The sequence below is a fragment of the Pseudomaricurvus sp. HS19 genome (genome assembly GCF_009857815.1).
Taxonomy (GTDB): Bacteria; Pseudomonadota; Gammaproteobacteria; order Pseudomonadales; family Cellvibrionaceae; genus Pseudomaricurvus.
The window spans coordinates 148,473-170,233 of record NZ_WVVW01000011.1 but is presented as its reverse complement, the minus strand read 5'-3'; the positions used below and the strand labels follow the sequence as shown (position 1 = coordinate 170,233).

Genomic DNA, 21,761 nt, shown 5'->3' with positions numbered 1-21,761 from the left:
CTCGGGAGGTCGGTTATGGGCGTAGCGTTAACCCTGGAGCAATACCTCAAGACCTGTAACATCGCATTCGACCTGACGCCCCACCACTACAGTGAAGGGGCTTTCAATACCGCACTCTGCGCCGCCATTCCCAGCCACTGCCTGGCCAAGGCCGTGGTCTTTCGCGATGAAGACCTGCACTACACCATGGCGGTGGTACCAGCCAACCACCGGGTACTGAGGCACACCCTCAACGAAATCCTTGATCGCCACCTGGAGTTGGCGGATGAGGACGAGCTGGACTCCATCTTCTTTGATTGCCGGCAGGGCGCCATACCCTCCTGCGGCCAGGCCTACGGCTTGAACGTCATCTGGGATGACCGCCTCAGCGATCCGGCAGAGTTATGGCTGGAGGCCGGCGACCACCAGCATCTGGTGCACCTCTCCGGCACGGACTTCCAGCGACTGATGGCCAGCAGCCTGCACGACACCATCAGCTGCGCCAAAAGCAGCCGCCGACTGCGCCGTAACTGAGCCATAAATCGCGGACACAAAAAAACCACCCGCAGGTGGTTTTTTTGTGTCCGCTGTCGGCAGGGAATTTACTTCTCTTCCGGCGGGATCAGCGATACGTCATAGACCTTGGCCTCACGGGCGGCATCGGCGATCGCCACAAACATTTTTGCACTGGCAGCGCCATCGGCCTTAACCACTACCGGCGCCTTGGGACGCTCGGCGTGAATGCGCTCGATGTTGGCACGCACGGCGCGCACATCAATGCGGCGCTCTTCCATCCAGATCTCATCGCTGGCATTCACCATGACCACAATTGCACTGTTGTCATTGCTCTGCGCCTGCTGCTTCTCCTGATTTTCCGGCAAGTTGACGTCGATGGTGCTCTCCTTGACAAAGGATGCCGTCACAATGAAGAAAATCAGCATGATGAACACAACGTCGAGCATAGGAGTCAGATCGATTTCGCTGTTGTCCTCTTCAACCAGATGACCTTTCTTACGTCTCACTGTAGAACCTCTTCCGCTTTGCCGGCCTGCAGGCCGATCGTGTCTTTTATCATCAGGGCTGCCCCCGGATTCCGGCTGGCAGTTTCACTCAGGCGGGCAATCTTATCAGCTCTCTCAGCCAGTGACTAACACTCGCAAGGCCTTCGTGGTGTTTGTTAAGCTTGCGTCCCATTTTTGTCTGTACGGGTATCATTTTTACCCATAACGCTGTCACTCAAGGTAACACCAAATGAAAATTGATGATTTTTTGAACAAGCTGCAACAGAGCCCGGAGAGCGTCCAGTTTGCCGACACCATGGCCACCGTCGACGCCAACTACAACATCCAGCCCACCGCCTTCCGCAACGGCTCACTGCACAACAGCGCCGACCAGAACCAGGGATCCTGCAAGCTGCTGGCATTCGCCGGGCTGCAGGGGCTGACACCGGCCGAGACCCTGCACTGCTTTGGTGATTACTACCGGGTAGACGTGCTGCAGAATCCCGACGGCAGCGATCACCAGAACATCCGCAATTTCATGCACAGCGGCTGGGACGGTGTGAGCTTTGAAGGTACCCCGCTGACCGCCAAGTAATCCCGGGCGCCAGGGCACTGCAGAGCCGCCTTTACAGGCGGCGCTTGTACTTCTCAGCCGCCTTGCTGCGCTCATCCAGCCGACCGAGGATTTCGGCCATCTCATCGGCTTCGGCGGCGCGGCGCTGGCTGTGGCGCATCTCACGCGCCGCCTTCTCCTCCGCAATCGCCTCGCGAATACGCTTCTCCCGCGCCGCCGAACCGCCTTTGACCGCACGCCTGGCGGTCGCCGGAGATTCCGCCCCGGGTGCTGCAGGTGTCGTTGGCTCTGCAGGCACAGGGGCAGCCGCAACCTGCTTACCCCGGGACTGAATGTCCCTTGCTATGGCGCGGGCCCTGTCAGCGGCACTGCCCTGCACCTCCGGGATTTCGGTCTCTGCGGCCGGACTGGACGCCTCCAGGACTTTCTGTCTCAACTCCTGCTGACGCTCTTTCTCCGCCTGCTGCTGGCGGCGATCAGCCTGCACCTGGCGCGAACGGGCCACCTTGGCCTTTTCTGTATTCTCCCGCCGGGTCTGAATACGACGCAGCTCGATCCGGGCCAGCACATCACGCATCTCGGCGTACTGCTCCTGGGTGCGGCGCTGATTCTGGTTGTCGCGACGCTCACGCTCTTCGGCAATGGCCTCGCGGATACGCTTTTCTTTGCTGGAGGAACTGGCGCGCCCGTCCGGCAGGCGCTCCGGTGTCGACCGCGGCGCTGGCGCCGCAGGGCTGTTACCACCACCGCGCCTGGCCTCCCGCTCCTGCAGCAATCTGGCCTGGGCCTCTTTCATCATGCTGATGCGCTGCTGCAAGCGAGCCTCTTCGTCATCCCCCTCCGCTTCTGCGGTGGCAGTCCCGGCTGCCAAAGCCACCGATGACTGGGAAGACGTAGCGGCAGGGGTGGCCGAAACCGGCGACGCAGTGGCCTGCCCTGCGTCGGCAGCAACATCCCCTGACGCACTGCTGCGCCAGTCTGCGGCTTCAAATAACGCATCTTCATCAACCGGGCCATCGTCATCCGCCAGTGAGGCCAGCAGGGCCTTCACCGCGTCGGCTGAAGATTTGCTTTTGGTTTTGGGGACGGCAGGGGCTGCTGCACTGCGCGAGGACCGGATGGCCTCGGCACCTAACTCGTCGCGGGCTTCACGCATCGACTCGCGGGCCTCGCCCGGGCTGTCGGCAAATGCCCACACTTCTACTGTAAAACCGGCAACCCCATGGTTGCGCAGTAAATGAAAAAACTCTCCGCTGGCGCCGGCCTCTGCCTGGGAGGTCAGGCTGGCCCACTCCTCCTCTACGCTCTCCCTTGCTGTGCCTACATACACCTGCTCACTGTGCACACTGGTGGCGGTAAAAACGATCAAAGCTGAACTACCTCTGCTGAACTACGGCATCGATTGGGGCGGGGGATTATAGTGAGCCGAAAAAAAATAGACAGCATTGACAGACAAGGTCAGTTGTGGGGGCTGCAGACGGGCATCCAATCAGGTGGGCAACTGCTCTCCGAAAAGCGGTAACTGGCCGGCAACACCCTCTTCGCCTTCACGATCCAGCAAGCGCACCCCCAACCCCAGTAAACGTACCGGCCGAGCGCCCCGCTGCCAGGCCTCAGCCAGCATTTCCTGATAATCCGTCAGCACCGCCCGGGTACCGACCCGCTCAAGAGTAGTAGAGGTAAAGTCGTCAAACTTGAGCTTGATAAACGCCTTGATTACCCGCTCATCCCCCAGACGCTGCAAGCGCTGGCGCAACTGCAAAAAAAGCTCCGGCAGGGCCTTGAGACAGCTGTCGACGCCGGACAAGTCACGGGCAAAGGTGTGCTCCACACTGAGAGACTTGCGCGTGCGGGACGGCTTTACCGGCCGGCTGTCTTCGCCGCGGCTGAGGGCGTGGAGGCGGGCCCCAAAACTCCCCAGCAACCGGGTAAGTTCGAACAGGCTGTAGTCGCGCAAATCGGCACAGGTTTCCAGCCCCATGCGCTGCAGACGTTCGGCAGTGACCTTGCCCACCCCGGGTATGCGTCGCAGCGGCAACGCCCGTACAAACCCGTCAACCTCGGCCGGCACCACCACGGTCATGCCATCGGGCTTGTTCCAGTCACTGGCCACCTTGGCGATAAATTTGTTGGGCGCCACCCCCGCCGACACTGTGATCCCCAGCTGGCTGGCAATGCGCTGGCGAATTTCGGCAGCCATGCGCGTCGCACTGCCCTGGCAACGGACGCTGCCGGAGACATCGAGAAAAGCTTCATCCAGGGAGAGTGGCTCCACCAGGTCGGTGTAGTCGTAGAAGATATCGCGCATGGCCGCTGACGCCTCCCGGTAGCGCGCCATGTTGTGCGGCACAATCAACAGATCCGGGCACAGGCGTTTGGCATGGGCAGACGCCATGGCAGAGCGGACGCCAAACTGACGCGCTTCGTAGTTACAGGTGGAGATCACGCCCCGTCGGGAGGGATCCCCACCCACCGCCAGCGGGCGGTCGCGCAAGCGCGGATCATCGCGCATCTCAATGGCGGCAAAGAAACAGTCAGCATCGATATGGATGACCTTGCGACAGGACGCCTCAGCCATCGCGGTCGACGACAGGTATCGCCCACCCTCAACAACCCCAGGTATCGCACCACCTGACACCCCCGGCATGACCCACCTCGCGCACTGCCCAAATCCGAATACTGTATATTAAACCAGTGTCGGACTGGTACAGCAACAGCAGCCAGCCACGGATTTGGGTATACTGCGCTGCCTCCGGCTCCGGCCCGTAAACCCGGGCAGGCCACCAGCACCAGACAAGCACCGAGAGAGAAGCCCCTATGACAGTGGGATCCTGGACACCCGATTCCGATCAATCCGCCCCGCGCCCTGTTGACCAGGACGTGCTGCAGCACTTTGTGACCCTTAGCCGCAACGAGCAGCTGCAGGATCTCGGTGCAGCACTGGAGCCGGCCACCATTGACCAGCAGGCGTACCTGATGAGCCTCGACGCCGGCAGCTGGAACTCAGCGGCGAGCGGCCTGGACGACGAAGAGATCTGGCACCTGATGCGGTTCTTCACCCTCGCGGAAGAGCAGCTGGCCGGCTGGCAGGCGGGCGCCCAATCACCGGTCATATGGCTGAACAAGGTGCTGAAGCAGCGCGGAGCAGCACTGCAACGGGAACGCCTGCAGTGGATACGCAGTCACAGCAGCAACCGCTTTTTGCCCAACGGTGCACTGTAACCCCTGACCCGGGCAGTCGCCCCGCCGGGCTTTCACTCCCAGGGCATCAATCCCGAGCCACCAATCCCGAGTATCAATCCCGAGGCTGTCAGTCCCGGGCCAGCCACTTCTGCAGCCGCCCGCGGCAATCCTGCAGGGACGGTGGCACACGGTAATTACCCGCCACCTGCCAGAAACGCAGCTCGCCGCCGCTGACTATCGCCAGTGCCGGTCGCTGCGCCAGGGTCCCGCCCGGGCCGGACGCCCCCCGCAGCCATAACCCCAGTGCCTGACTGCTGACCGCCCCGGGATCACCCCAGCACTCAAACCGCCCTGCTCCCATTATCTGCGCCCACTGCGGAACCGCACCGGCGAATACCACCAGGGGCGGCTGCGCCAGTGACAGCTGTGGCAGTTGCTCCAGCAGCTGCCGCAACTGCATACGACTGTAGACACTCCAGCCCGCAAACGGGAACAGCACCAGCCGATCCCCCGCCCCGGCCAGACGCCGCACCGCCCCACCGGCATCCTCAAAGTCCAGCTGCAACAGCTCCCCGGCCGCCCCCTGCACCTCCCGAACACCCCGGGGAACAGCGGTCAGCACCCGGTTGTGCAGCAGCAGCGCAAACAGCCCTGCCAGAGTCAGCCACAACGGCGCCCCCCGCTCGCCGAGAACCAGTGCACCGCCGGTGGCCAGCAGCACCGGCAACAGCGCTGGCGTCTCGCGGGGGTCGGCAAAGGCGATATTGCCCACGAAACGACGCCACAACTGCAGCAGCGGCAGCGGTAACCACGCCAGCACGGGGGCCAGCCACAGCAACTCCCCTGCGCTCAGGTGCCACAGACTCAGGAGGGTGATAAAAGGTGCGGCCAGCGCCAGAATGCGCAGCAGCTGATGTTGAAGCAGGAACATAGCAGCTAATTCATCCCAATCAGGGTCTAACGTCCCTGCCGAGCGGCAGCCGGCAGGGGTAAAGGCGCCAAGGATACGGGCCCCGGGCAACCACGTGCAAGCCGGCCACAACCCCCGCCACAGCGGCAAGCAGCGGCAATATGGCGCTTGAAGTCGAATGGATTTTCTGTAGAGTAGGGAGCTACAACGAGAACGCGACAGTGTCGCCCCAGAGCCCCTCAGGCCCGCCTGACTCCCCAGCGGTTTGAGCAGGGCCAACAACAATAATAATGAGTGGTAAGCTTATGATGACGTCCGCACGGTGGCCAACGGGTCTGGTTACCCTTGGGCTCTGCCTTCTATCCTTTACCAGTGCCGCAGATTCCCTGCTGAACGGTCTCTCCGTTCACAAGGAGCTCAATCAGGAGCAATTCATCGGCGCTGTCTACACCAACCAGCTTACCAACGACGCCGCAACCCTGCTGGACAGCTCGCCCCTGCGTATGGAACTCAGGGTGGTTGCCGATCGCCTCTCCTCCCGGCGCCTGAACAGCCAGTGGATTGAGGGCATGGCCATCAACAACCCCCACAGTGACCTGGCCGCCGAAGCGGAAAACATGGTGCAGTTCGCGGACCTGATCAAGCGCTCGCTGCGCCACGGTGACGTACTGGCCATCCGCGGTGACGACAACGCCACCACGGTCAGTCTCAATGGTGTCCAACTGGGCCGCATCCCCTCCGCCAAGCTGTTCAAGATGGTGCTGCGCACCTGGGTGGGGCCCATCCCCCTCTCCTCCGACTTCCGTACCGGCCTGCTGACCAACGGCAAAATCGATGGCAACCTGCAAGCCCAGTTTGACGGCCTGAAACCGGCTCCCGGCCGCGCCAGCGCGGTTGCCCAGTGGGCGGATGAAGACAAGGCCGAGCGCGAGGCCAAGGCCGAACTGGCCAGCGAGGCACCCCCGGCAGCCGCCGATACCAAGCCGGAAGTGCCGGCCATTGCCGCCCCGGTCGCCATTGCCATCGCCAAACCCCAGCTGACAGCGGCCGCCCCACCTCCGGCAGCCAGCAAGCCCGCGGCCGCCAAACCCGCCCCGGCCCCGGCCGCACCTGCCAAGGCCGCCGTGGCCAAGACTGCCAAGCCCCAGCGCGCGGATGATGATGAACGGGAAGACCGCTCAGCCCCGGCCCTCACCGCCGAGTCGCTGCTCAGCCGCCAGGTGTACCAGTCGCAACTGCTGCGCTGGACCTATGGCTATATCAGCTACCCTCGCAGCGCCGAACGTCGCAGCCAGGAGGGTTCCATTCGCCTGTCGGTCACCATTGACCGCAGCGGCAAGGTGCTGAATGTCAGCACCCTGGAAGAATCCGAGTTTGAAGCCCTCAACAAGGCCGCCATCAAGGCCGTGGAGAAGGCCAGCCCCTTCCCCGCCATACCCGCGGCCATTGCCGGCAACCAGTTCCAGTTCAGCCTGCCGATCATTTTCCGCCTGACCGACTGAGCAGAGCGTCCCCGGCAAAAACCAAAAAGGGCTGTCAAAGACAGCCCTTTTTTGTCAAACCTCACCTGTCAGCGGTGTTAGTTATCACCCTTGCCGCCGGGCGGCATACTGCCACCGAGGGGGAAATGCGCGATCTTGTCACTGCTCTTGATATCGGTGACCTTCACAGCCCCCTCTTTTTCCACCTCGTCGATGCGGATAATCGCCTGCATGGGGATATAGGAGCGGGTGACACTGGCGAACTCGGTTTTCAGCTTCTCCTCGCCCGGGTCCACGATCACCTGGGTGCGCTCGCCGAACAGGAACTCTTCCACCTCGATAAAACCGTACATCTCGCTCTGGTAGATATTGCGGGCGTACAGTTCATACACTTGGCTCTGGTTGTAAAAAATAACCTTGTAAATGGGGCTGGCTGGCATAACTCGATTCACCACTTCTGAAACCTCAACCGGCCATGCGCCGGGGCGCGCAAGGATAGCACACTCCAGCCGCCCGATTACCAATCAATTATGGGAATCACAGGCCGCCGGCGCTATAATGCCGCCCCTTTTAAATTGATCGCTTTTTATTCAGGTTCCTCCATGGCGAACACCGCAGACAAGCCCATCAAGAAGTTGTTCATCCAGACCCACGGCTGTCAGATGAACGAATACGACTCCAATCGTATGCGCGACCTGCTGGGCGAATCCCACCAGATGGTGCCCACCGACGACCCGGCCGAAGCTGATGTGCTGCTGGTGAACACCTGCTCCATTCGCGAGAAGGCGCAGGAGAAGTTGTTCCACCAGCTGGGACGCTGGAAAAGCCTGAAAGAACAAAAGCCCGATCTGGTGATCGGCGTCGGCGGCTGCGTGGCCAGCCAGGAGGGCGACGCCATTGCCAAGCGCGCCCCCTACGTGGACCTGATTTTCGGCCCCCAGACCCTGCACCGCCTGCCGGAGATGATGGAGACCCCGCGCGATAACGGCGCCGTGATCGTGGACATCAGCTTCCCCGAGATCGAGAAGTTCGACAACCTGCCCCAGCCGGAGGCCGATGGCGTCAGTGCCTTTGTCTCCATCATGGAAGGCTGCTCCAAATACTGCACCTTCTGTGTGGTGCCCTACACCCGCGGTGAAGAGGTGAGCCGCCCGGTGGCCGATGTGCTGCAGGAAGTGGCCCACCTGGCCCGCCAGGGCGTGCGCGAGGTCAACCTGCTGGGCCAGAACGTCAACGCCTACCGCGCCGAAGGCCCGGACGGAGGCCTGGTGGACCTGGCGGAGCTGATCACCTTTGTCGCCGCCATCGACGGTATCGACCGCATCCGTTTCACCACCTCGCACCCGGTGGAGTTCTCCGACAGCCTGATCAATGTCTACGCCGAGGTGCCGGAGCTGGTCAGCCACCTGCACCTCCCGGTACAGAGCGGTTCCGACCGTATCCTGGCGGCCATGAAGCGCGGCCACACGGTGCTGGAGTACAAGTCCAAGCTGCGCCGCCTGCGGGCCATCCGCCCCGACATCTGCTTCAGTTCGGACTTTATCGTCGGTTTCCCCGGCGAAACCGAAGCCGACTTTGAAGGCACCATGAAGCTGATTGGCGACATGGGCTTCGACACCTCCTTCAGCTTCATCTACAGCCGCCGCCCGGGCACCCCGGCCGCCGACCTGCCGGACGACACCCCGGAAGCGCTGAAGAAGCAGCGCCTGGCGCTGCTGCAGCAACGCATCAACCAGCAGGCCCAGGATATCTCCCGCAAGATGGTGGGCAACGTGGAGCGGGTGCTGGTGAGCGGCTACTCGAAAAAGGATCCGGGCCAGCTCTCCGGCCGTACCGAAAACAACCGTGTGGTCAACTTCCGCTGCGACACCCCGGAACTGATCGGGCGCTTTGCCGACATCCTTATCGAGGAGGCTCTGCCCAACTCCCTGCGCGGCACCCTGATCAGCTCGGAACTGGACAATTTATAAACAACCTGCGCCTTAGAACCGATTGGCAGAAGCAGCCCCTTCCGCGCAAGTTCGCGTTTGGGGTAGGCTTGCAGTCAGGCTGGCGCAACTAGAGATGGTACTGAAAACACTTGGATACATCCTCCCTGCAACAAGCCACCACCCGGGTGGTACTGGAACCGGATGACAGTCGTCGCCTGGCGTCACTGTGTGGCCAGTTTGACGAACACCTGCGCCAGATCGAGCGCCGCCTCAATATCGAAATCCGCAATCGTGGCAACCAGTTCTCCCTGCTGGGGGAGCCGGACTCCACCGCCGCCGCCGGCGCTGTGCTGAAAGCCCTCTATCGCGATACCGAAGGTGGCGCCACTCTCAGCGCCGACGAAGTGCACCTGGCACTGCAGCAGAGCCAGATGGACGCCCTCTCCACCCTCACCCACCGAGACCCTATGACCGAGGCTTCCCGCAGTGATCAGGAATTCCAGCCTATCACCCTGATCCGCACCAAAAAGTGCACAGTCAAACCCCGTGGACTGCACCAACAGCAGTATGTGCGTGCTATCCAGACCCACGACATCAACTTCGGCATTGGCCCCGCCGGTACGGGCAAGACCTACCTGGCCGTGGCCTGTGCCGTGGAATCACTGCTGAAGGACGAAGTGGAGCGCATCCTGCTGGTACGCCCGGCGGTGGAAGCCGGCGAGAAACTGGGCTTCCTGCCCGGTGACCTGGCACAGAAGGTGGATCCCTACCTGCGCCCGCTCTACGACGCCCTCTACGAAATGCTCGGCTTCGAGACGGTGGGCAAGCTGATCGAACGCAACGTGATTGAGGTGGCTCCTCTGGCCTACATGCGCGGCCGTACCCTCAACAACTCCTTTATCATCCTCGACGAGAGCCAGAACACCACCCGCGAGCAGATGAAGATGTTCCTCACCCGTATCGGGTTCGGCTCCACCGCCGTGATTACCGGCGACCCCTCGCAGGTGGACCTGCCCAAGGGTCACGCCAGTGGCCTGCGCCACGCGGTAGGCATTCTGGACGGCGTTGAAGGCATCAGCTTTACCCATTTCAATGCCCGTGACGTGGTGCGCCACCCGCTGGTACAGCGCATTGTCGAAGCCTACGATGCCCGGGAGAACGACGACCAGGATTCACGCGCTTGAGCCGTGAGCTGATCCTGGACCTGCAGATCGCCAGTGATTGCAGTGACCTGCCTGCTGAAGAGCAGCTGCAGCGCTGGGCCGCTGCCGCCCTGCAGAAGGATGAGGGCGAAATCACCGTTCGCATTGTGGACAACGCCGAGAGCCAGCAGCTCAACAGCGCCTACCGGGGCAAGGACTATCCCACCAACGTACTCTCCTTTCCGGCGGATTTGCCCGCGGAGCTGGAGCTGCCACTGCTGGGCGACCTGGTCATCTGCGCACCGGTGGTAGCCGCCGAAGCGCGGGAACAGGGCAAAACCGCGGAGGCCCACTGGGCCCATATGGTGGTGCACGGCACCCTGCACCTGCAGGGTTACGACCATATCGACGACCGTGACGCGGATATCATGGAGGCACTGGAAACACAGATTCTCGTTGATCTGGGTTACCCGCCACCCTATGATGCGCTTTTTTAAGCTGCAGGTGATGACACCTCTGGCGCCGGCCATGAACGAGCAAGGAGTTCTCGCCCCCAATGAACGACGACCCGTCGAGTAGTCAGACGGCCAGCGGCCGATCGCAGGATCGCAGCTGGCTGGACCGACTGTTCCATGCTTTTTCTTCCGAACCCAAATCCCGCGAAGACCTGCTGGCCATCATCAAGGAGGCCGCCGAAAACAAGGTGGTCGATGCGGAAGAGCTGGACATCATCACCGGCGCACTGGATGTGGCCGATCAGCAAGTCAGGGAAATCCAGATCCCACGCTCACAGATGGTGGTGGTCAGTATCAACGCCAGCCCCCAGGAATTTCTCAAAACCGTCATTGAGTCCGGCCACTCCCGCTTCCCCGTCATCGGCGAGTCCACCGACGACATCCGCGGCATCCTCATTGCCAAGGACCTGCTGCCACTGATCCTCAACGGCACCGAAGACTTCAACCTGGAAAACATCCTGCGCCCGGCCACCATCGTGCCGGAGAGCAAGCGCCTCAATGTGCTGCTGCGGGAATTCCGTGAAGACCGCTACCACATGGCGATGGTGATCGACGAGTACGGCGGTATCTCCGGCCTGGTGACCATCGAGGATATCCTGGAAGAGATCGTCGGCGAGATTGAAGACGAGACCGATGACGATGTGGATGATGCCTTTATCCGCAAGGTCTCCGACAACGAGTACATCATCAAGGCCCTGACCCCGGTGGAAGACTTTAACGAGTTTTTCAAAAGCGGCTTTGACGAAGATGACCACGACACCATCGGCGGCATCCTCATGCGCGCCTTCGGCCATCTGCCCACCCGCAACGAAGTGGTGGAGATAGATGGCTACACCTTCCGCGTACTCTACGCCGACAACCGCCGGATACACCTGCTGCGACTGACCACCCCCTGACGCCATGCTGCCATCCATACCCGCCCGGCTGAGAGCCCTGAGCCTGCGCAGTGCCGTATTGCTGGCGCTGCTGCCCGGCGCCCTTGCCCCGCTTGCCCTGGCACCGCTGAACCTCTGGCCGCTGGCCCTGCTGTGCCCGCCACTGCTGGCGCTGCTCACCTGGCAACGCACCGCGCGCGAGGCTTTCCTGATCAACCTGGCCTTCGGGGTCGCCTTTTTTACCTGCGGCGCCTCCTGGGTATTTGTCAGCATTTACACCTATGGCAACGCGCCACTGCCGCTGGCGCTGCTGCTCACCGGCCTGTTTACCGGGTTTCTCGGGCTGGTGTTCGCCCTCTGGCAGACACCGGCCAACCTGCGCTGCCTCGGCAGCCACGCCCGCAGCAGCCTGGCAGCCCACCTGCTCTGTTTCAGCGCCATCTGGGTTGTGGGTGAGTGGCTGCGGGGCTGGGTACTGACCGGGTTTCCCTGGCTCTACCTGGGCTACAGCCAGCTGCAGACCCCGCTGCTGGGTTTCGCGCCGGCTGGCGGCGTACTCAGCGTCAGCCTGGCCACTCTGCTCAGCGGCAGCGCGCTGCTGCTGATGCTGCTTGGCTCCAGCCGTGTGCGACTGGCCAGCGCCGCCAGCCTGGCGCTGCTGTGGAGCGGCGGCTGGCTGTTGCAGAACCAGAGCTGGAGCGCCCCCAGCGGTGACAGCGTCACGGTGGCCCTGGTACAGGGCAACATTCCACAGGAAAAAAAGTGGTCGCCTGACTTCCTGATACCGACCCTGGATCGCTACCAGCAGCTGTCCGCCCTGGCCCCACAGGCGGACTGGGTCATCTGGCCGGAGGCCGCCATCCCCCTGCTCTACCACGAGGCCGGCGATATCCTGATGCATCAGCATCAACAATCCCTCGCCAACGAGCAGGCGTTTATAACCGGCATCCTGTACGACGACCGGGCACGGCAGCAGTACTTCAACAGCATTACCGGCCTGGGACTGGCCACAGGGATTTATCACAAGACGCGGCTGGTGCCCTTCGGCGAGTATGTGCCGCTGGAAAACTGGCTGCGGGGATTGATTGATTTTTTTAACCTGCCGCGCTCCATGATCACCGCGGGACGGGAAGAGCAGGCGGGCCTGCAGATAGGCCGCCTGCGACTGGCTTCGGCCATCTGCTACGAGATCGTCTATCCGGGACTGGTGGCGCGTATGAGCCGCGACCGGGACATGATCCTGACCATCAGCAACGACGCCTGGTTTGGCAGCTCGTGGGGGCCACTGCAACACCTGCAGATGGCACAGATGCGGGCTGTAGAGACCGGCCGCTACGTACTCAGGGCCACCAACAACGGCGTCAGCGCGGTGATCGCTCCGGATGGCACCCTGCTGCAACAAAGCGGGCAGTTTGTCGCCACCGTCTTGCAGGGCGAAGCCCGCCCCATGCTGGGCAACACACCGTATATGCGCTTTCAGGATTACCCGCTGCTGCTGTTGCTGGTCATTGTGCTGGCAGGACTGGCCATTCGCCCCCGCCACTGATGCCAGCGGCTACCACAGGGCGGCATGGCCGGAGGCGATCAACAGCAGGTAGCTATCAACAGCAGGAACTATCAACAGCAGGGAAACGAATCAGGCGACAGCTGACTCTTCGCCCCGCAGCAGGGAAAAGCCGAGACCCTGCATCTGCAGCGGACGCAGGTAACTGTCAAACAGCCCCGCACTCACCGCCTCACAGCGCCCCTTCAGGGGTGACATGCCCACCCACTGGAAGCCCCAGCGCAGCCACTCCGGGTGATCGCCCGGCTGCCACTGAAAGAAGTCTACCTGCTCCGGTGCGACGCCCAGGCGTACTACTATCTGGTGCGCCAGGTGTTCGGCACTGTTGCTGAGCTGGCGGGAGGGAAATTCACGACTGGCGCGCAGAATGACGCAATAGCGGTCGCGAAAGACAAAACAGTTGAGAGAGACCGGCGTCAGGCGGCCGAGTCGGTTCTGGAGGTGCACCACGTCCGGTGCAATGGTCAAATTCATACTCATGGATACTAAACTACAGCGTTATTTTTATTATCGTTTGCGATTGTTTCGTTATTATTATCGCGCCACCAGCAAGGCACCGGTGAGCGCCGGGCGATTCTAGCACAGGCGCAACTTTCAACGCCAGAGCCTTCTCCAGAGTTTGCAACCACTCACAAGCCAAGCGCCACCACTGCATAGGTCAGAGTTGAGTGAGCCAGGATTCCAGCTCATCCTCCAGTCGCACATGCAGCAGGGTAATACCACCATCCACTGCCTCTACATAGGCCTCAATAATCTCCGAGCCCAGGGTAAACAGCTGGCGTGCGTCGGCCTTGCGGCAGTCGCCATGCAGAATGTCCTTCTTGATGGTATTGAGGAAAAACGCCAGCTTCAGCTCATAGTTCCTGAGTTCGGTCAGGGTGCGCCAGTTGCTTTTCAGGTTGCCCTCGAGGGTGTCGATCTGCTGCATCAGTTCGCGATTCTGGCGTTCGGCACACTGCAGCCAGTACTGCAGCTTCTTGTCATGCTCGCCATCACACTCGTTCACCACCGCCGCGTGGGTGGCCAGACCCCGGATGCGGGCCAGCTGTTCGATCTGCTCCGGCATACGACGACAGACCAGCGGCAGGATGTCATCCTCCTTATACAGCTCCTGCTGCAGCAGACCGGCAGCCACCTGCAGGGGCTCCTCCAGACGACGCCCCAGGGCCACATCCAGTTGCAACAACTGATCAATGAGGAAGGAGTGGTATTCAAAGTTTTCCAGCAGCGCGTCCCCTTCCCAGTCGTGGGTGACGGTATTCCAGCCGTGCTGGATGTTCTGCTGCTCCCGGGTGGATACCAGGGCTTCGAAGTCGTCGACACTGCTGCGCAGCACCAACAGGCGCTTGGCCACCTGAGCCTGCACCTGGTGCACATCTTCCATAAACAGGCCGTCACCGGCCAGGTGAGCAAGACTCACGCCCCGGTGTCGCTGAATAGCACTGATCAGGCGATTGAGCTGTCGCATCAGCACCAGTACCGAACGCCGCTCCCGATAGGTTCGGGTCATGGCCTCCAGCTGTAATTTTTCGTGATTTTCGACCACAGCCTTTGCTTCCATCAACGCTTTGCTACCTCTGTTGTCACTCTCCCAGAAGCCCCTCAGCAAAGCCCGTGCCAGCAACCCCAAACTCCGGCCCTGCCCTCCGATATGGCAGTGGCGAGCCTGCGTCACAGGCCCGACACCATTAGCTTACCGGCAAACCGGACAAAGGTTGGGCACCAAACACCTTTCGCGCACCAATAGAGGGCAGTCTAACCATGCTGCCAACGGTAGGTGAGCAATCCCAGCCACTCATGGCACGCATAATAACTGTTGGTCAACGCGGAGGCGCTGGGCAGCCACTCCAGCCACGGGTTGAGAGAAGCGCTGTCCACGCCGGGATAACCCACTCCCGCCGGGATCACCTCCAGCCCCTGCTGGCGAAAGGACCACGCCGCCCGCGGCATATGCCAGCTATGGGTCACCAGCAGGATGTGGCTGATACCCCTTGCCCGCAGCAAGGTTGCCGCGTTAGCAGCATTTTCCCAGGTGGTGCGGCTGCCATCTTCCTGCCACACCTCACCACCGCCCCACTCCTGCTGCACAATGGCCGCCATCATCTGCGCTTCGCTCTCGGCCATGGCGCTGTAAACCCGACCGCCGGTCACCAGCAGCGGCAACCCGCTGCGGCGCTGCAACCACGCCCCGTAACGCAGGCGCTCCAGCGAGATCGCCTTGATGGTGGGGGCTCCGCCAAACTCCCCGGCGCTGTTTCTCTGCCCGCCCCCCAGTACCACAATCGCCCGGGCGCCACCCGCTTCATCCACACCGGCCTGCGCCAGTGGCGGGTACTGATCCCACAGCTGGCGCAGCAAAAAACCGGAAAACTGCGGTGTGGCCAGCAGCCACAGGCCCAGCAACGAACCTGCCAGCAGGGTTACCCCCAGGCGGCGCCAGCGCCACAACAGCAGCAGGCCAGCGAGCGCCAGCAGAAACAGGGATGCCGGCGGCAGAATCAGGGTTTTAAGGAGATAGTGTAGCTGCACGTTGACTGGCTTCCTGGCACGTAAATAAGTCATCCCGAATGCCCCACATAGTGCCACCGGCGACACCGTCCCGGCAAACGTCGCGACCGGTGGGCGCATCGCTTTCTCGCGGCGCAACCCCTATAATGTGCGGCTTTGCGGGCCCCGGGCCCGGCAGCCAGATTAGCCCCCGCGCGGCGCCTTTGTGCGCTGTGCCCCTGACAGGTCCACGGAGACTATGGAAGAGCAATACCAGCCATCGGTCATTGAAGCCCAGGCGCAACAGCACTGGGACCAGAACAACACATTTGCCGTCAGCGAAGATGCACAGCGGGAGAAGTTTTACTGCCTCGCCATGTTCCCCTACCCCAGCGGCAAGCTGCACATGGGGCACGTACGCAACTACACCATCACCGATGTGATCGCCCGCTACCAGCGCATGCAGGGCAAGAACGTGCTGCATCCCATGGGCTGGGACGCCTTCGGCCTGCCGGCGGAGAACGCCGCCATCCAGCACAAGACCGCGCCGGCCAACTGGACCTACAGCAACGTCGAGTATATGAAGGGCCAGCTGAAGAGCCTCGGCTTCGGCTTTGACTGGAGCCGTGAACTGGCCACCTGCCAGCCCGACTACTACAAGTGGGAGCAGTGGTTCTTTACCCGCCTGTACGAGAAAGGCCTGGTCTACAAGAAGATGGCTACCGTCAACTGGGATCCGGTTGACCAGACCGTACTGGCCAACGAGCAGGTCATCGACGGCCGTGGCTGGCGCTCCGGTGCGCTGGTAGAGCGCAAGGAGATCCCGCAGTGGTTTATCAAGATCACCGACTACGCCAATGAGCTGCTGGTGAGTCTGGATCAGCTGCCCGACTGGCCGGAGCAGGTCAAAACCATGCAGAAGAACTGGATTGGCAAATCCAGGGGCGTGGAGATGACCTTCGACCTTACCACCGAAGTGGCCGGTCACAACACGTTTGATGTCTACACTACCCGCCCCGACACCCTCATGGGTGTGACCTATGTGAGTCTGGCGGCCGAGCATCCTATCTCCCTGGCACTGGCAGCGGACAACACCGGGCTGGCCGCCTTTATCCAGGAGTGCAAAACCAACTCCGTGGCCGAGGCCGACATGGCCACCATGGAAAAGAAGGGCATGGACACCGGCTTGCGCGCCAAACACCCGTTGACCGGCGAAGAGGTCCCGGTGTGGGTGGCCAACTACGTGCTGATGGATTACGGCTCCGGCGCGGTAATGGCAGTGCCGGCCCACGACGAGCGCGACTTCGCCTTCGCCAGCAAATACCAGCTGCCCATCAAGCAGGTCATCGCCAGCACCGACAAGCAAGACGATGCCTTTGACACCGGCGCCTGGCAGGAGTGGTACGCCCGCAAGACCGATATCCAGCTGGTCAACTCCGGCGCATTCGACGGCCTCAATTTCAAGAAAGCCTTCGACGCCATCGCCAAGGCCCTGCAGGAAGCCGGCAAAGGCTCCGTAAAAACCAACTTCCGCCTGCGCGATTGGGGCGTTTCCCGCCAGCGTTACTGGGGCGCCCCCATCCCCATGCTCAACCTGCCCGAGGGCGGCGAGATTCCGGTACCGGCCGAGCGCCTGCCGGTACTGCTGCCGGAAGATGTGGTGATGGACGGCACCAGCAGCCCCATCAAGTCCGACCCCGAGTGGCGCAAGGCCGACTGGTACGCCGCCGGTGCCGAGCACGAGACCGACACCTTCGACACCTTTATGGAGTCCAGCTGGTACTACGCCCGCTACACCTGTCCCGACTTTGAGCAGGGCATGCTGGACCCGGAGCGCGCCAACTACTGGCTGCCGGTGGATCAGTATGTGGGCGGTATTGAACACGCCATCCTGCACCTGCTCTACGCCCGCTTCTTCCATAAGCTGATGCGCGACGAAGGCCTGGTCGCCAGCGATGAACCCTTCAAGCGCCTGCTGTGCCAGGGCATGGTACTGGCCGACTCTTTCTACAAGCAGAATGACGACGGCAGCAAGACGTGGTTCAACCCCGCCGACGTGCAGCTGGAGAAGGACGACAAGGGCAAGGTGATCAAGGCGGTTCACCCGCAAGCCGGTGAACTGGAGATGGGCGGCATGACCAAGATGTCCAAATCCAAGAACAACGGTATCGATCCGCAGACCGCGGTGGACCAGTACGGCGCCGACACCGTGCGTCTGTTCACCATGTTTGCCGCACCGCCGGAGCAGACCCTGGAGTGGAGCGACTCCGGCGTGGAAGGCGCCAGCCGCTTCCTGCGCCGCCTGTGGAAGACCGTGCAGGGCCACCTGCTGGCCGGCCAACCGGGCGCGCTGGATGCAGATGCACTGAACGATGCCCAACGCGACCTGCGCCGCAAGGCTCACGAGACCATCGCCAAGGTAAGCGACGATTACGGTCGTCGCCAGACTTTCAACACCGCCGTGGCCGCCGTGATGGAACTGCTTAACGACATCACCCGCGGTGCCGACCGCGAATCAGCCCAGGGATTGGCGGTGGAACGTGAAGCGCTGCAGGCAGCCATCCTGCTGCTGGCACCAATCGTTCCCCACATTGCCCACAGCCTGTGGCTGGAGCTGGGCAATGGCGACAACGTGGTGGATGCCGGCTGGCCACAGGTTGACGAAGCCGCTCTGGTGAAAACCTCCATTGAGATGGTGGTACAGATCAATGGTAAGGTAAGGGCCAAACTCGAAGTGGCAGCCAACGCCGACGAGGAGAGCATCATCGCCATCGCCAAAGCCAACGAGAATGTGCAGAAGTTCATCGAGGGCAAGGAGATCAAGATGTGCAAGGTGGTCCCTGGCAAGCTGGTCACCTTTGCGGTGAAATAACGGCCAACCCACTCTACCCAGCGGAATTTAGGGACACTCTATGAAACAGCTGATCGCCGCCACCTGCCTGCTGCTGGTCACCAGCCTGCTGAGCGCCTGTGGCTGGCACCTGCGCGGCAGCACCACCGCAGAACTGGCCATCGACAGCGTTTACGTCAAGGCTGACAACCAGCACGGCGAACTCGCCTCGGAACTACGCCGGGCACTGACAGCCAGCGACGTCAGCGTCAGTCAGGACGCCGGCAGCGCCCAGTACCAGATTCGCCTGAGCAAGGAACGGCGTGATCGTCGCGTGGTGTCAGTGGGCAACGAGGCACTGGCTTCGGAGTATGAGCTGACACTGAGTGTGAACTACCTGCTCACCGACCGCGCCGGCACGGTGCTGGCCCCCACCTCTGAAGCCATGGCGCTGCGCTCCTACAACTTCGATCGCAACGCCGTGGTGGCCATCGCCGAAGAGGAGAAACTGATTGAGCGCGAGCTGCGCGCCAACCTGATCCAGCAGATTATCCGCCGGCTGCAATTTGTCAGCCAGGCCACTGCAGCAGCAGGCGACGATGGCCAAGCTGCGCCCTGACCAGCTGGCCGCCGCGCTGAAGCGCCAACTGGCACCAGTCTACCTGGTGTGTGGCGACGAGCCGCTGCTGGCCCAGGAAACCTGTGACCAGATCCGGCAGCAGGCCCGCGCCAACGGTTTCAGCGAACGCGAGCTCTATCACGCTGACGCCGGTTTTGACTGGGAAGGCCTGCTCACCGCTGCCAACAGCCTGTCCCTGTTTGCGGAACGCAAAATCCTGGAACTGCGCATCGACAACGGCAAGCCCGGTGACAAGGGCAGCAAGGCGCTGCTGGAATACTGCAGCAACCCCTCGGAAGACAACCTGCTGCTGGTGGTGACCCCCAAACTGGACGGCAGTGCCCAGCGCAGCAAGTGGTTCAAGGCCATCGAGAGTTGCGGTGACGTGGTGCAGATATGGCCCATCGCCGGCCCCCAACTGCCGCGCTGGATAGAGCAGCGTATCCAACAGGCCGGCCTGCGCGCCGACCGCCACGCCGTAGAACTGCTGGCTGCGCGTACCGAAGGTAACCTGCTGGCCGCGGTGCAGGAGATTGAAAAGCTCAAGCTGTTGGCCACGGACAATTTCATCACCGCCGAAACCGTTGCCGGCAGCGTCGCCGACAGCGCCCGTTACGACGTTTTCTCCCTGATTGATCGCGCCCTGCACGGCGACGCACGCGGCGCCGTGCGCACCTTGCAGGGGCTGCGCGGCGAAGGCACCGACGCCACCGTGATCCTGTGGGCACTGGCGCGGGAGATCCGCACCCTCAACCAGATCCTGCTGCAGCAACAGCAGGGCCAGCCCTTTGATCGCGCCGCCCAGTCACAGGGCGTCTGGGACAAGCGCAAGCCACTGGTGCGCGGCGCCCTGCAACGGCTGCGACTGCCCCAGCTCAACACCCTGCTGCGCAAGGCCAACGCCATCGACAAATCCATCAAAGGACTGCGCGATGCCGACCCTTGGGACGAACTGATGGACCTCACCCTCAACCTGAGCGGCACTTTCAGTCTCGCACCCGCCTCCCAGAAGCTGGCCCTCTCCCTGCAGTAGACTGCCCTCTTCGGGGGCATAAGCACACAAGGTTTCACCCGCGTCTGCTTCAGGCGCTACAATTACCGGGTTGCGCACCATTAACCCCGCAAGGAGCCCCCATGTCACACGTATTTGAGGACAATGCCGAGAGCATCGGCAACACGCCACTGGTCCGGGTTCGCCACCTGACCGACAAGAACGTCTACGCCAAGCTGGAATCCCGCAATCCCGCCTTCTCCGTCAAGTGCCGTATCGGCGCCAACATGATCTGGGACGCCGAGCAGCGCGGCCTGCTGAAGCCCGGCATGAAAGTGGTGGAACCCACCAGCGGTAATACCGGTATCGCCCTGGCTTTCGTCTGTGCCGCCCGCGGCTACAAGCTGACCCTGACCATGCCCAGCACCATGAGCCTGGAGCGTCGCCAGCTGATCAAGGCGCTGGGTGCCAACCTCGAACTGACCCCCGGTGAACTGGGCATCAAGGCGGCCATTGCCAAAGCGGAAGAGCTGGTGGCGGCCGACCCGGACAACACCTTCATGCCACGCCAGTTTGAAAACCCCGCCAACCCGGCCATCCATGAAAAGACCACCGGCCCGGAGATCTACAAGGACCTGGACGGCAAGGTGGATGTGCTGGTGGCAGGCGTCGGTACCGGCGGTACCATCTCCGGCACCGGTCGCTACCTGAAGCAGAGCGCCGGGCTGAATGTGAAGGTGGTAGCGGTTGAACCCGAGTCTTCACCGCTGATTCGCCAGACCCTGGCCGGTGAGGAACTGACCCACAGCCCCCACAAGATTCAGGGTATCGGTGCCGGCTTTGTGCCCAAAAATCTGGACCTCTCCATCATCGATGGCACCGAACAGATTGGCAATGAAGAGGCCATGGCCATGGCGCACCGACTGATGCGGGAAGAAGGTATTCTGGCCGGCATCTCCAGCGGTGCCGCCATGTGCGCCGCACTGCGCCAGGCTGAACTGCCGGAAAACGCCGGTAAGAATATTGTGGTGATCCTGCCAGACTCCGGCGAACGCTATCTCTCCAGCCCGCTGTTTGCCGGGGAGTTTGGCGAGAAGGAGTTGCAGCAGTAAAAGGAGCTAGGAGCTAGGAGCTAGGAGCTAGGAGCTAGGAGCTAGGAGCTAGGAGCTAGGAGCTAGGAGCTAGGAGCTGCAGGATTGTACCCCCCTGCTTTTCCTAGTGCCTAGTAGCGAAGCGACCTGGAAGCGCAGCGTCCTGCTTTTTACTTAACGACTTTCAGACTCGGGCGCTTGGCGCCCGATTTTGATTCTGGCTCAGAACCGTCGGTTTCCGGGTCGGTTGGATCCGGATCCGGGTGTGGTTCCGGCTCGAAAATCATACCCTGGCCGTTCTCCCGGGCGTAGATTCCGAGCACACCACTGCAGGGCACAAAGATATCGGTGGGAATACCGCCAAAGCGGGCATTAAAAGCCACTGAGCCATTTTCGATAACCAGCCCCATTACCGCACTGGGGGCGATATTAAGAACGATCTGGCCATCTTTATTCACGTACTGCAGTGGCACTTTCACGCCGGGAGCGTGAGCGTCAACCAACAGGTAGGGCGTGCAGTTGTTGTCGATGATCCACTCATACAACGCGCGGATCATGTAGGGGCGACTGGACGTCATACCCATGGGC

Annotated in this window: 22 protein-coding genes; 13 read left to right on the top strand and 9 right to left on the bottom strand. The window is 61.9% G+C overall.

Annotated features, from left to right (window positions below; translation table 11 throughout):
- Window positions 1-15 precede the first annotated feature (15 nt).
- Entirely contained in the window at window positions 16-513 is a 498-nt protein-coding gene (locus GSF27_RS14905) for an aminoacyl-tRNA deacylase (protein WP_160970568.1), read from the top strand.
- Window positions 514-581: 68 nt separating this feature from the next.
- Here GSF27_RS14905 and GSF27_RS14900 read toward each other — a convergent pair whose 3' ends face one another.
- Window positions 582-1,001: a biopolymer transporter ExbD gene (locus GSF27_RS14900; RefSeq protein ID WP_160970566.1), complete on the bottom strand. Its 420-nt coding sequence runs from the start codon at window positions 999-1,001 to the stop codon at window positions 582-584.
- Between the two features lie 229 nt (window positions 1,002-1,230).
- On the opposite strand from GSF27_RS14900, the gene GSF27_RS14895 reads away from it, so the two are divergent.
- Window positions 1,231-1,575 carry a HopJ type III effector protein gene (locus GSF27_RS14895; protein ID WP_160970564.1) on the top strand — a complete coding sequence of 115 codons (345 nt, stop codon included), beginning with the start codon at window positions 1,231-1,233 and terminating at the stop codon, window positions 1,573-1,575.
- Between the two features lie 31 nt (window positions 1,576-1,606).
- Here GSF27_RS14895 and GSF27_RS14890 read toward each other — a convergent pair whose 3' ends face one another.
- Together GSF27_RS14890 and dinB are read right to left on the bottom strand one after the other, a co-directional pair.
- Window positions 1,607-2,923, bottom strand: a complete 1,317-nt coding sequence (locus GSF27_RS14890) for a hypothetical protein (protein WP_160970554.1) — start codon at window positions 2,921-2,923, stop codon at window positions 1,607-1,609.
- Between the two features lie 120 nt (window positions 2,924-3,043).
- Window positions 3,044-4,132 (bottom strand): DNA polymerase IV, encoded by a 1,089-nt coding sequence (gene dinB, locus GSF27_RS14885; protein ID WP_160970552.1) that lies wholly within the window; start codon window positions 4,130-4,132, stop codon window positions 3,044-3,046.
- A 239-nt stretch (window positions 4,133-4,371) separates the two neighbouring features.
- Between dinB and GSF27_RS14880 the strand changes: the two genes are divergently transcribed.
- Window positions 4,372-4,776 carry a hypothetical protein gene (locus GSF27_RS14880; RefSeq protein WP_160970541.1) on the top strand — a complete coding sequence of 135 codons (405 nt, stop codon included), beginning with the start codon at window positions 4,372-4,374 and terminating at the stop codon, window positions 4,774-4,776.
- Between the two features lie 88 nt (window positions 4,777-4,864).
- Here GSF27_RS14880 and GSF27_RS14875 read toward each other — a convergent pair whose 3' ends face one another.
- Window positions 4,865-5,668, bottom strand: a complete 804-nt coding sequence (locus tag GSF27_RS14875) for a hypothetical protein (RefSeq protein WP_160970539.1) — start codon at window positions 5,666-5,668, stop codon at window positions 4,865-4,867.
- Between the two features lie 284 nt (window positions 5,669-5,952).
- Here GSF27_RS14875 and GSF27_RS14870 point away from each other — a divergent pair, with 284 nt between their 5' ends.
- Complete coding sequence (locus tag GSF27_RS14870; protein WP_160970537.1) at window positions 5,953-7,149, top strand: TonB family protein; 1,197 nt, start codon at window positions 5,953-5,955, stop codon at window positions 7,147-7,149.
- Window positions 7,150-7,226: 77 nt separating this feature from the next.
- Here the strand turns inward: GSF27_RS14870 and GSF27_RS14865 are convergent, their stop codons facing one another.
- Window positions 7,227-7,568 (bottom strand): DUF1820 family protein, encoded by a 342-nt coding sequence (locus tag GSF27_RS14865; protein ID WP_160970535.1) that lies wholly within the window; start codon window positions 7,566-7,568, stop codon window positions 7,227-7,229.
- A 162-nt stretch (window positions 7,569-7,730) separates the two neighbouring features.
- On the opposite strand from GSF27_RS14865, the gene miaB reads away from it, so the two are divergent.
- The 5 genes from miaB (at window position 7,731) to lnt (ending at window position 13,137) form a co-directional block, all read left to right on the top strand.
- Window positions 7,731-9,098, top strand: a complete 1,368-nt coding sequence (gene miaB / locus GSF27_RS14860; protein ID WP_160970533.1) for a tRNA (N6-isopentenyl adenosine(37)-C2)-methylthiotransferase MiaB — start codon at window positions 7,731-7,733, stop codon at window positions 9,096-9,098.
- Window positions 9,099-9,208: 110 nt separating this feature from the next.
- Window positions 9,209-10,243, top strand: coding sequence for a PhoH family protein (locus GSF27_RS14855; protein ID WP_237457582.1), 1,035 nt, complete (start codon window positions 9,209-9,211; stop codon window positions 10,241-10,243).
- Window positions 10,240-10,698 (top strand): rRNA maturation RNase YbeY, encoded by a 459-nt coding sequence (ybeY, locus tag GSF27_RS14850; protein ID WP_160970532.1) that lies wholly within the window; start codon window positions 10,240-10,242, stop codon window positions 10,696-10,698. Before GSF27_RS14855 ends, ybeY begins: the two co-directional genes overlap by 4 nt.
- A gap of 59 nt (window positions 10,699-10,757) precedes the next feature.
- Window positions 10,758-11,612, top strand: coding sequence for an HlyC/CorC family transporter (locus tag GSF27_RS14845; RefSeq protein WP_202410472.1), 855 nt, complete (start codon window positions 10,758-10,760; stop codon window positions 11,610-11,612).
- Window positions 11,613-11,616: 4 nt separating this feature from the next.
- Window positions 11,617-13,137 carry an apolipoprotein N-acyltransferase gene (gene lnt, locus GSF27_RS14840; protein WP_160970530.1) on the top strand — a complete coding sequence of 507 codons (1,521 nt, stop codon included), beginning with the start codon at window positions 11,617-11,619 and terminating at the stop codon, window positions 13,135-13,137.
- A gap of 90 nt (window positions 13,138-13,227) precedes the next feature.
- Here the strand turns inward: lnt and GSF27_RS14835 are convergent, their stop codons facing one another.
- The 3 genes from GSF27_RS14835 to GSF27_RS14825 form a co-directional block, all read right to left on the bottom strand.
- Window positions 13,228-13,635, bottom strand: coding sequence for a hypothetical protein (locus tag GSF27_RS14835; protein WP_160970528.1), 408 nt, complete (start codon window positions 13,633-13,635; stop codon window positions 13,228-13,230).
- A gap of 178 nt (window positions 13,636-13,813) precedes the next feature.
- On the bottom strand, window positions 13,814-14,716 hold the full coding sequence (locus tag GSF27_RS14830; protein WP_160970526.1) for a hypothetical protein: 903 nt from the start codon (window positions 14,714-14,716) through the stop codon (window positions 13,814-13,816).
- 194 nt (window positions 14,717-14,910) lie between these two features.
- Entirely contained in the window at window positions 14,911-15,684 is a 774-nt protein-coding gene (locus GSF27_RS14825) for a YdcF family protein (RefSeq protein WP_160970524.1), read from the bottom strand.
- A 217-nt stretch (window positions 15,685-15,901) separates the two neighbouring features.
- Between GSF27_RS14825 and leuS the strand changes: the two genes are divergently transcribed.
- The 4 genes from leuS to cysK all read left to right on the top strand — a co-directional run bounded on the left by leuS (window position 15,902) and on the right by cysK (window position 21,194).
- Window positions 15,902-18,514 (top strand): leucine--tRNA ligase, encoded by a 2,613-nt coding sequence (leuS, locus tag GSF27_RS14820; protein ID WP_160970522.1) that lies wholly within the window; start codon window positions 15,902-15,904, stop codon window positions 18,512-18,514.
- 40 nt (window positions 18,515-18,554) lie between these two features.
- A complete protein-coding gene (gene lptE / locus GSF27_RS14815; RefSeq protein ID WP_160970520.1) occupies window positions 18,555-19,091 on the top strand; it encodes an LPS assembly lipoprotein LptE in 537 nt (178 codons plus the stop codon).
- Window positions 19,072-20,124: a DNA polymerase III subunit delta gene (gene holA, locus GSF27_RS14810; protein ID WP_160970518.1), complete on the top strand. Its 1,053-nt coding sequence runs from the start codon at window positions 19,072-19,074 to the stop codon at window positions 20,122-20,124. The genes lptE and holA overlap by 20 nt, the downstream gene beginning before the upstream one ends.
- A gap of 101 nt (window positions 20,125-20,225) precedes the next feature.
- Entirely contained in the window at window positions 20,226-21,194 is a 969-nt protein-coding gene (cysK, locus tag GSF27_RS14805) for a cysteine synthase A (protein ID WP_160970516.1), read from the top strand.
- Window positions 21,195-21,343: 149 nt separating this feature from the next.
- On the opposite strand, the gene GSF27_RS14800 is transcribed toward cysK, so the two are convergent.
- On the bottom strand, window positions 21,344-21,757 hold the full coding sequence (locus tag GSF27_RS14800; protein ID WP_160970514.1) for a ClpXP protease specificity-enhancing factor: 414 nt from the start codon (window positions 21,755-21,757) through the stop codon (window positions 21,344-21,346).
- Window positions 21,758-21,761 lie beyond the last annotated feature (4 nt).

What these genes read in the sequence shown, in the direction of transcription:
- GSF27_RS14895 (WP_160970564.1), top strand. Translation starts at nt 1,231, where the DNA reads ATGAAAATTGATGATTTTTTGAACAAGCTGCAACAGAGCCCGGAGAGC.
- cysK (WP_160970516.1), top strand. Translation starts at nt 20,226, where the DNA reads ATGTCACACGTATTTGAGGACAATGCCGAGAGCATCGGCAACACGCCA.
- GSF27_RS14865 (WP_160970535.1), bottom strand. Translation starts at nt 7,568, where the DNA reads ATGCCAGCCAGCCCCATTTACAAGGTTATTTTTTACAACCAGAGCCAA.
- GSF27_RS14880 (WP_160970541.1), top strand. Translation starts at nt 4,372, where the DNA reads ATGACAGTGGGATCCTGGACACCCGATTCCGATCAATCCGCCCCGCGC.
- GSF27_RS14870 (WP_160970537.1), top strand. Translation starts at nt 5,953, where the DNA reads ATGATGACGTCCGCACGGTGGCCAACGGGTCTGGTTACCCTTGGGCTC.
- lnt (WP_160970530.1), top strand. Translation starts at nt 11,617, where the DNA reads ATGCTGCCATCCATACCCGCCCGGCTGAGAGCCCTGAGCCTGCGCAGT.
- GSF27_RS14845 (WP_202410472.1), top strand. Translation starts at nt 10,758, where the DNA reads ATGAACGACGACCCGTCGAGTAGTCAGACGGCCAGCGGCCGATCGCAG.
- leuS (WP_160970522.1), top strand. Translation starts at nt 15,902, where the DNA reads ATGGAAGAGCAATACCAGCCATCGGTCATTGAAGCCCAGGCGCAACAG.
- dinB (WP_160970552.1), bottom strand. Translation starts at nt 4,132, where the DNA reads ATGGCTGAGGCGTCCTGTCGCAAGGTCATCCATATCGATGCTGACTGT.
- GSF27_RS14835 (WP_160970528.1), bottom strand. Translation starts at nt 13,635, where the DNA reads ATGAGTATGAATTTGACCATTGCACCGGACGTGGTGCACCTCCAGAAC.
- GSF27_RS14800 (WP_160970514.1), bottom strand. Translation starts at nt 21,757, where the DNA reads ATGGGTATGACGTCCAGTCGCCCCTACATGATCCGCGCGTTGTATGAG.
- GSF27_RS14830 (WP_160970526.1), bottom strand. Translation starts at nt 14,716, where the DNA reads ATGGAAGCAAAGGCTGTGGTCGAAAATCACGAAAAATTACAGCTGGAG.
- GSF27_RS14875 (WP_160970539.1), bottom strand. Translation starts at nt 5,668, where the DNA reads ATGTTCCTGCTTCAACATCAGCTGCTGCGCATTCTGGCGCTGGCCGCA.
- holA (WP_160970518.1), top strand. Translation starts at nt 19,072, where the DNA reads ATGGCCAAGCTGCGCCCTGACCAGCTGGCCGCCGCGCTGAAGCGCCAA.
- miaB (WP_160970533.1), top strand. Translation starts at nt 7,731, where the DNA reads ATGGCGAACACCGCAGACAAGCCCATCAAGAAGTTGTTCATCCAGACC.
- lptE (WP_160970520.1), top strand. Translation starts at nt 18,555, where the DNA reads ATGAAACAGCTGATCGCCGCCACCTGCCTGCTGCTGGTCACCAGCCTG.
- GSF27_RS14905 (WP_160970568.1), top strand. Translation starts at nt 16, where the DNA reads ATGGGCGTAGCGTTAACCCTGGAGCAATACCTCAAGACCTGTAACATC.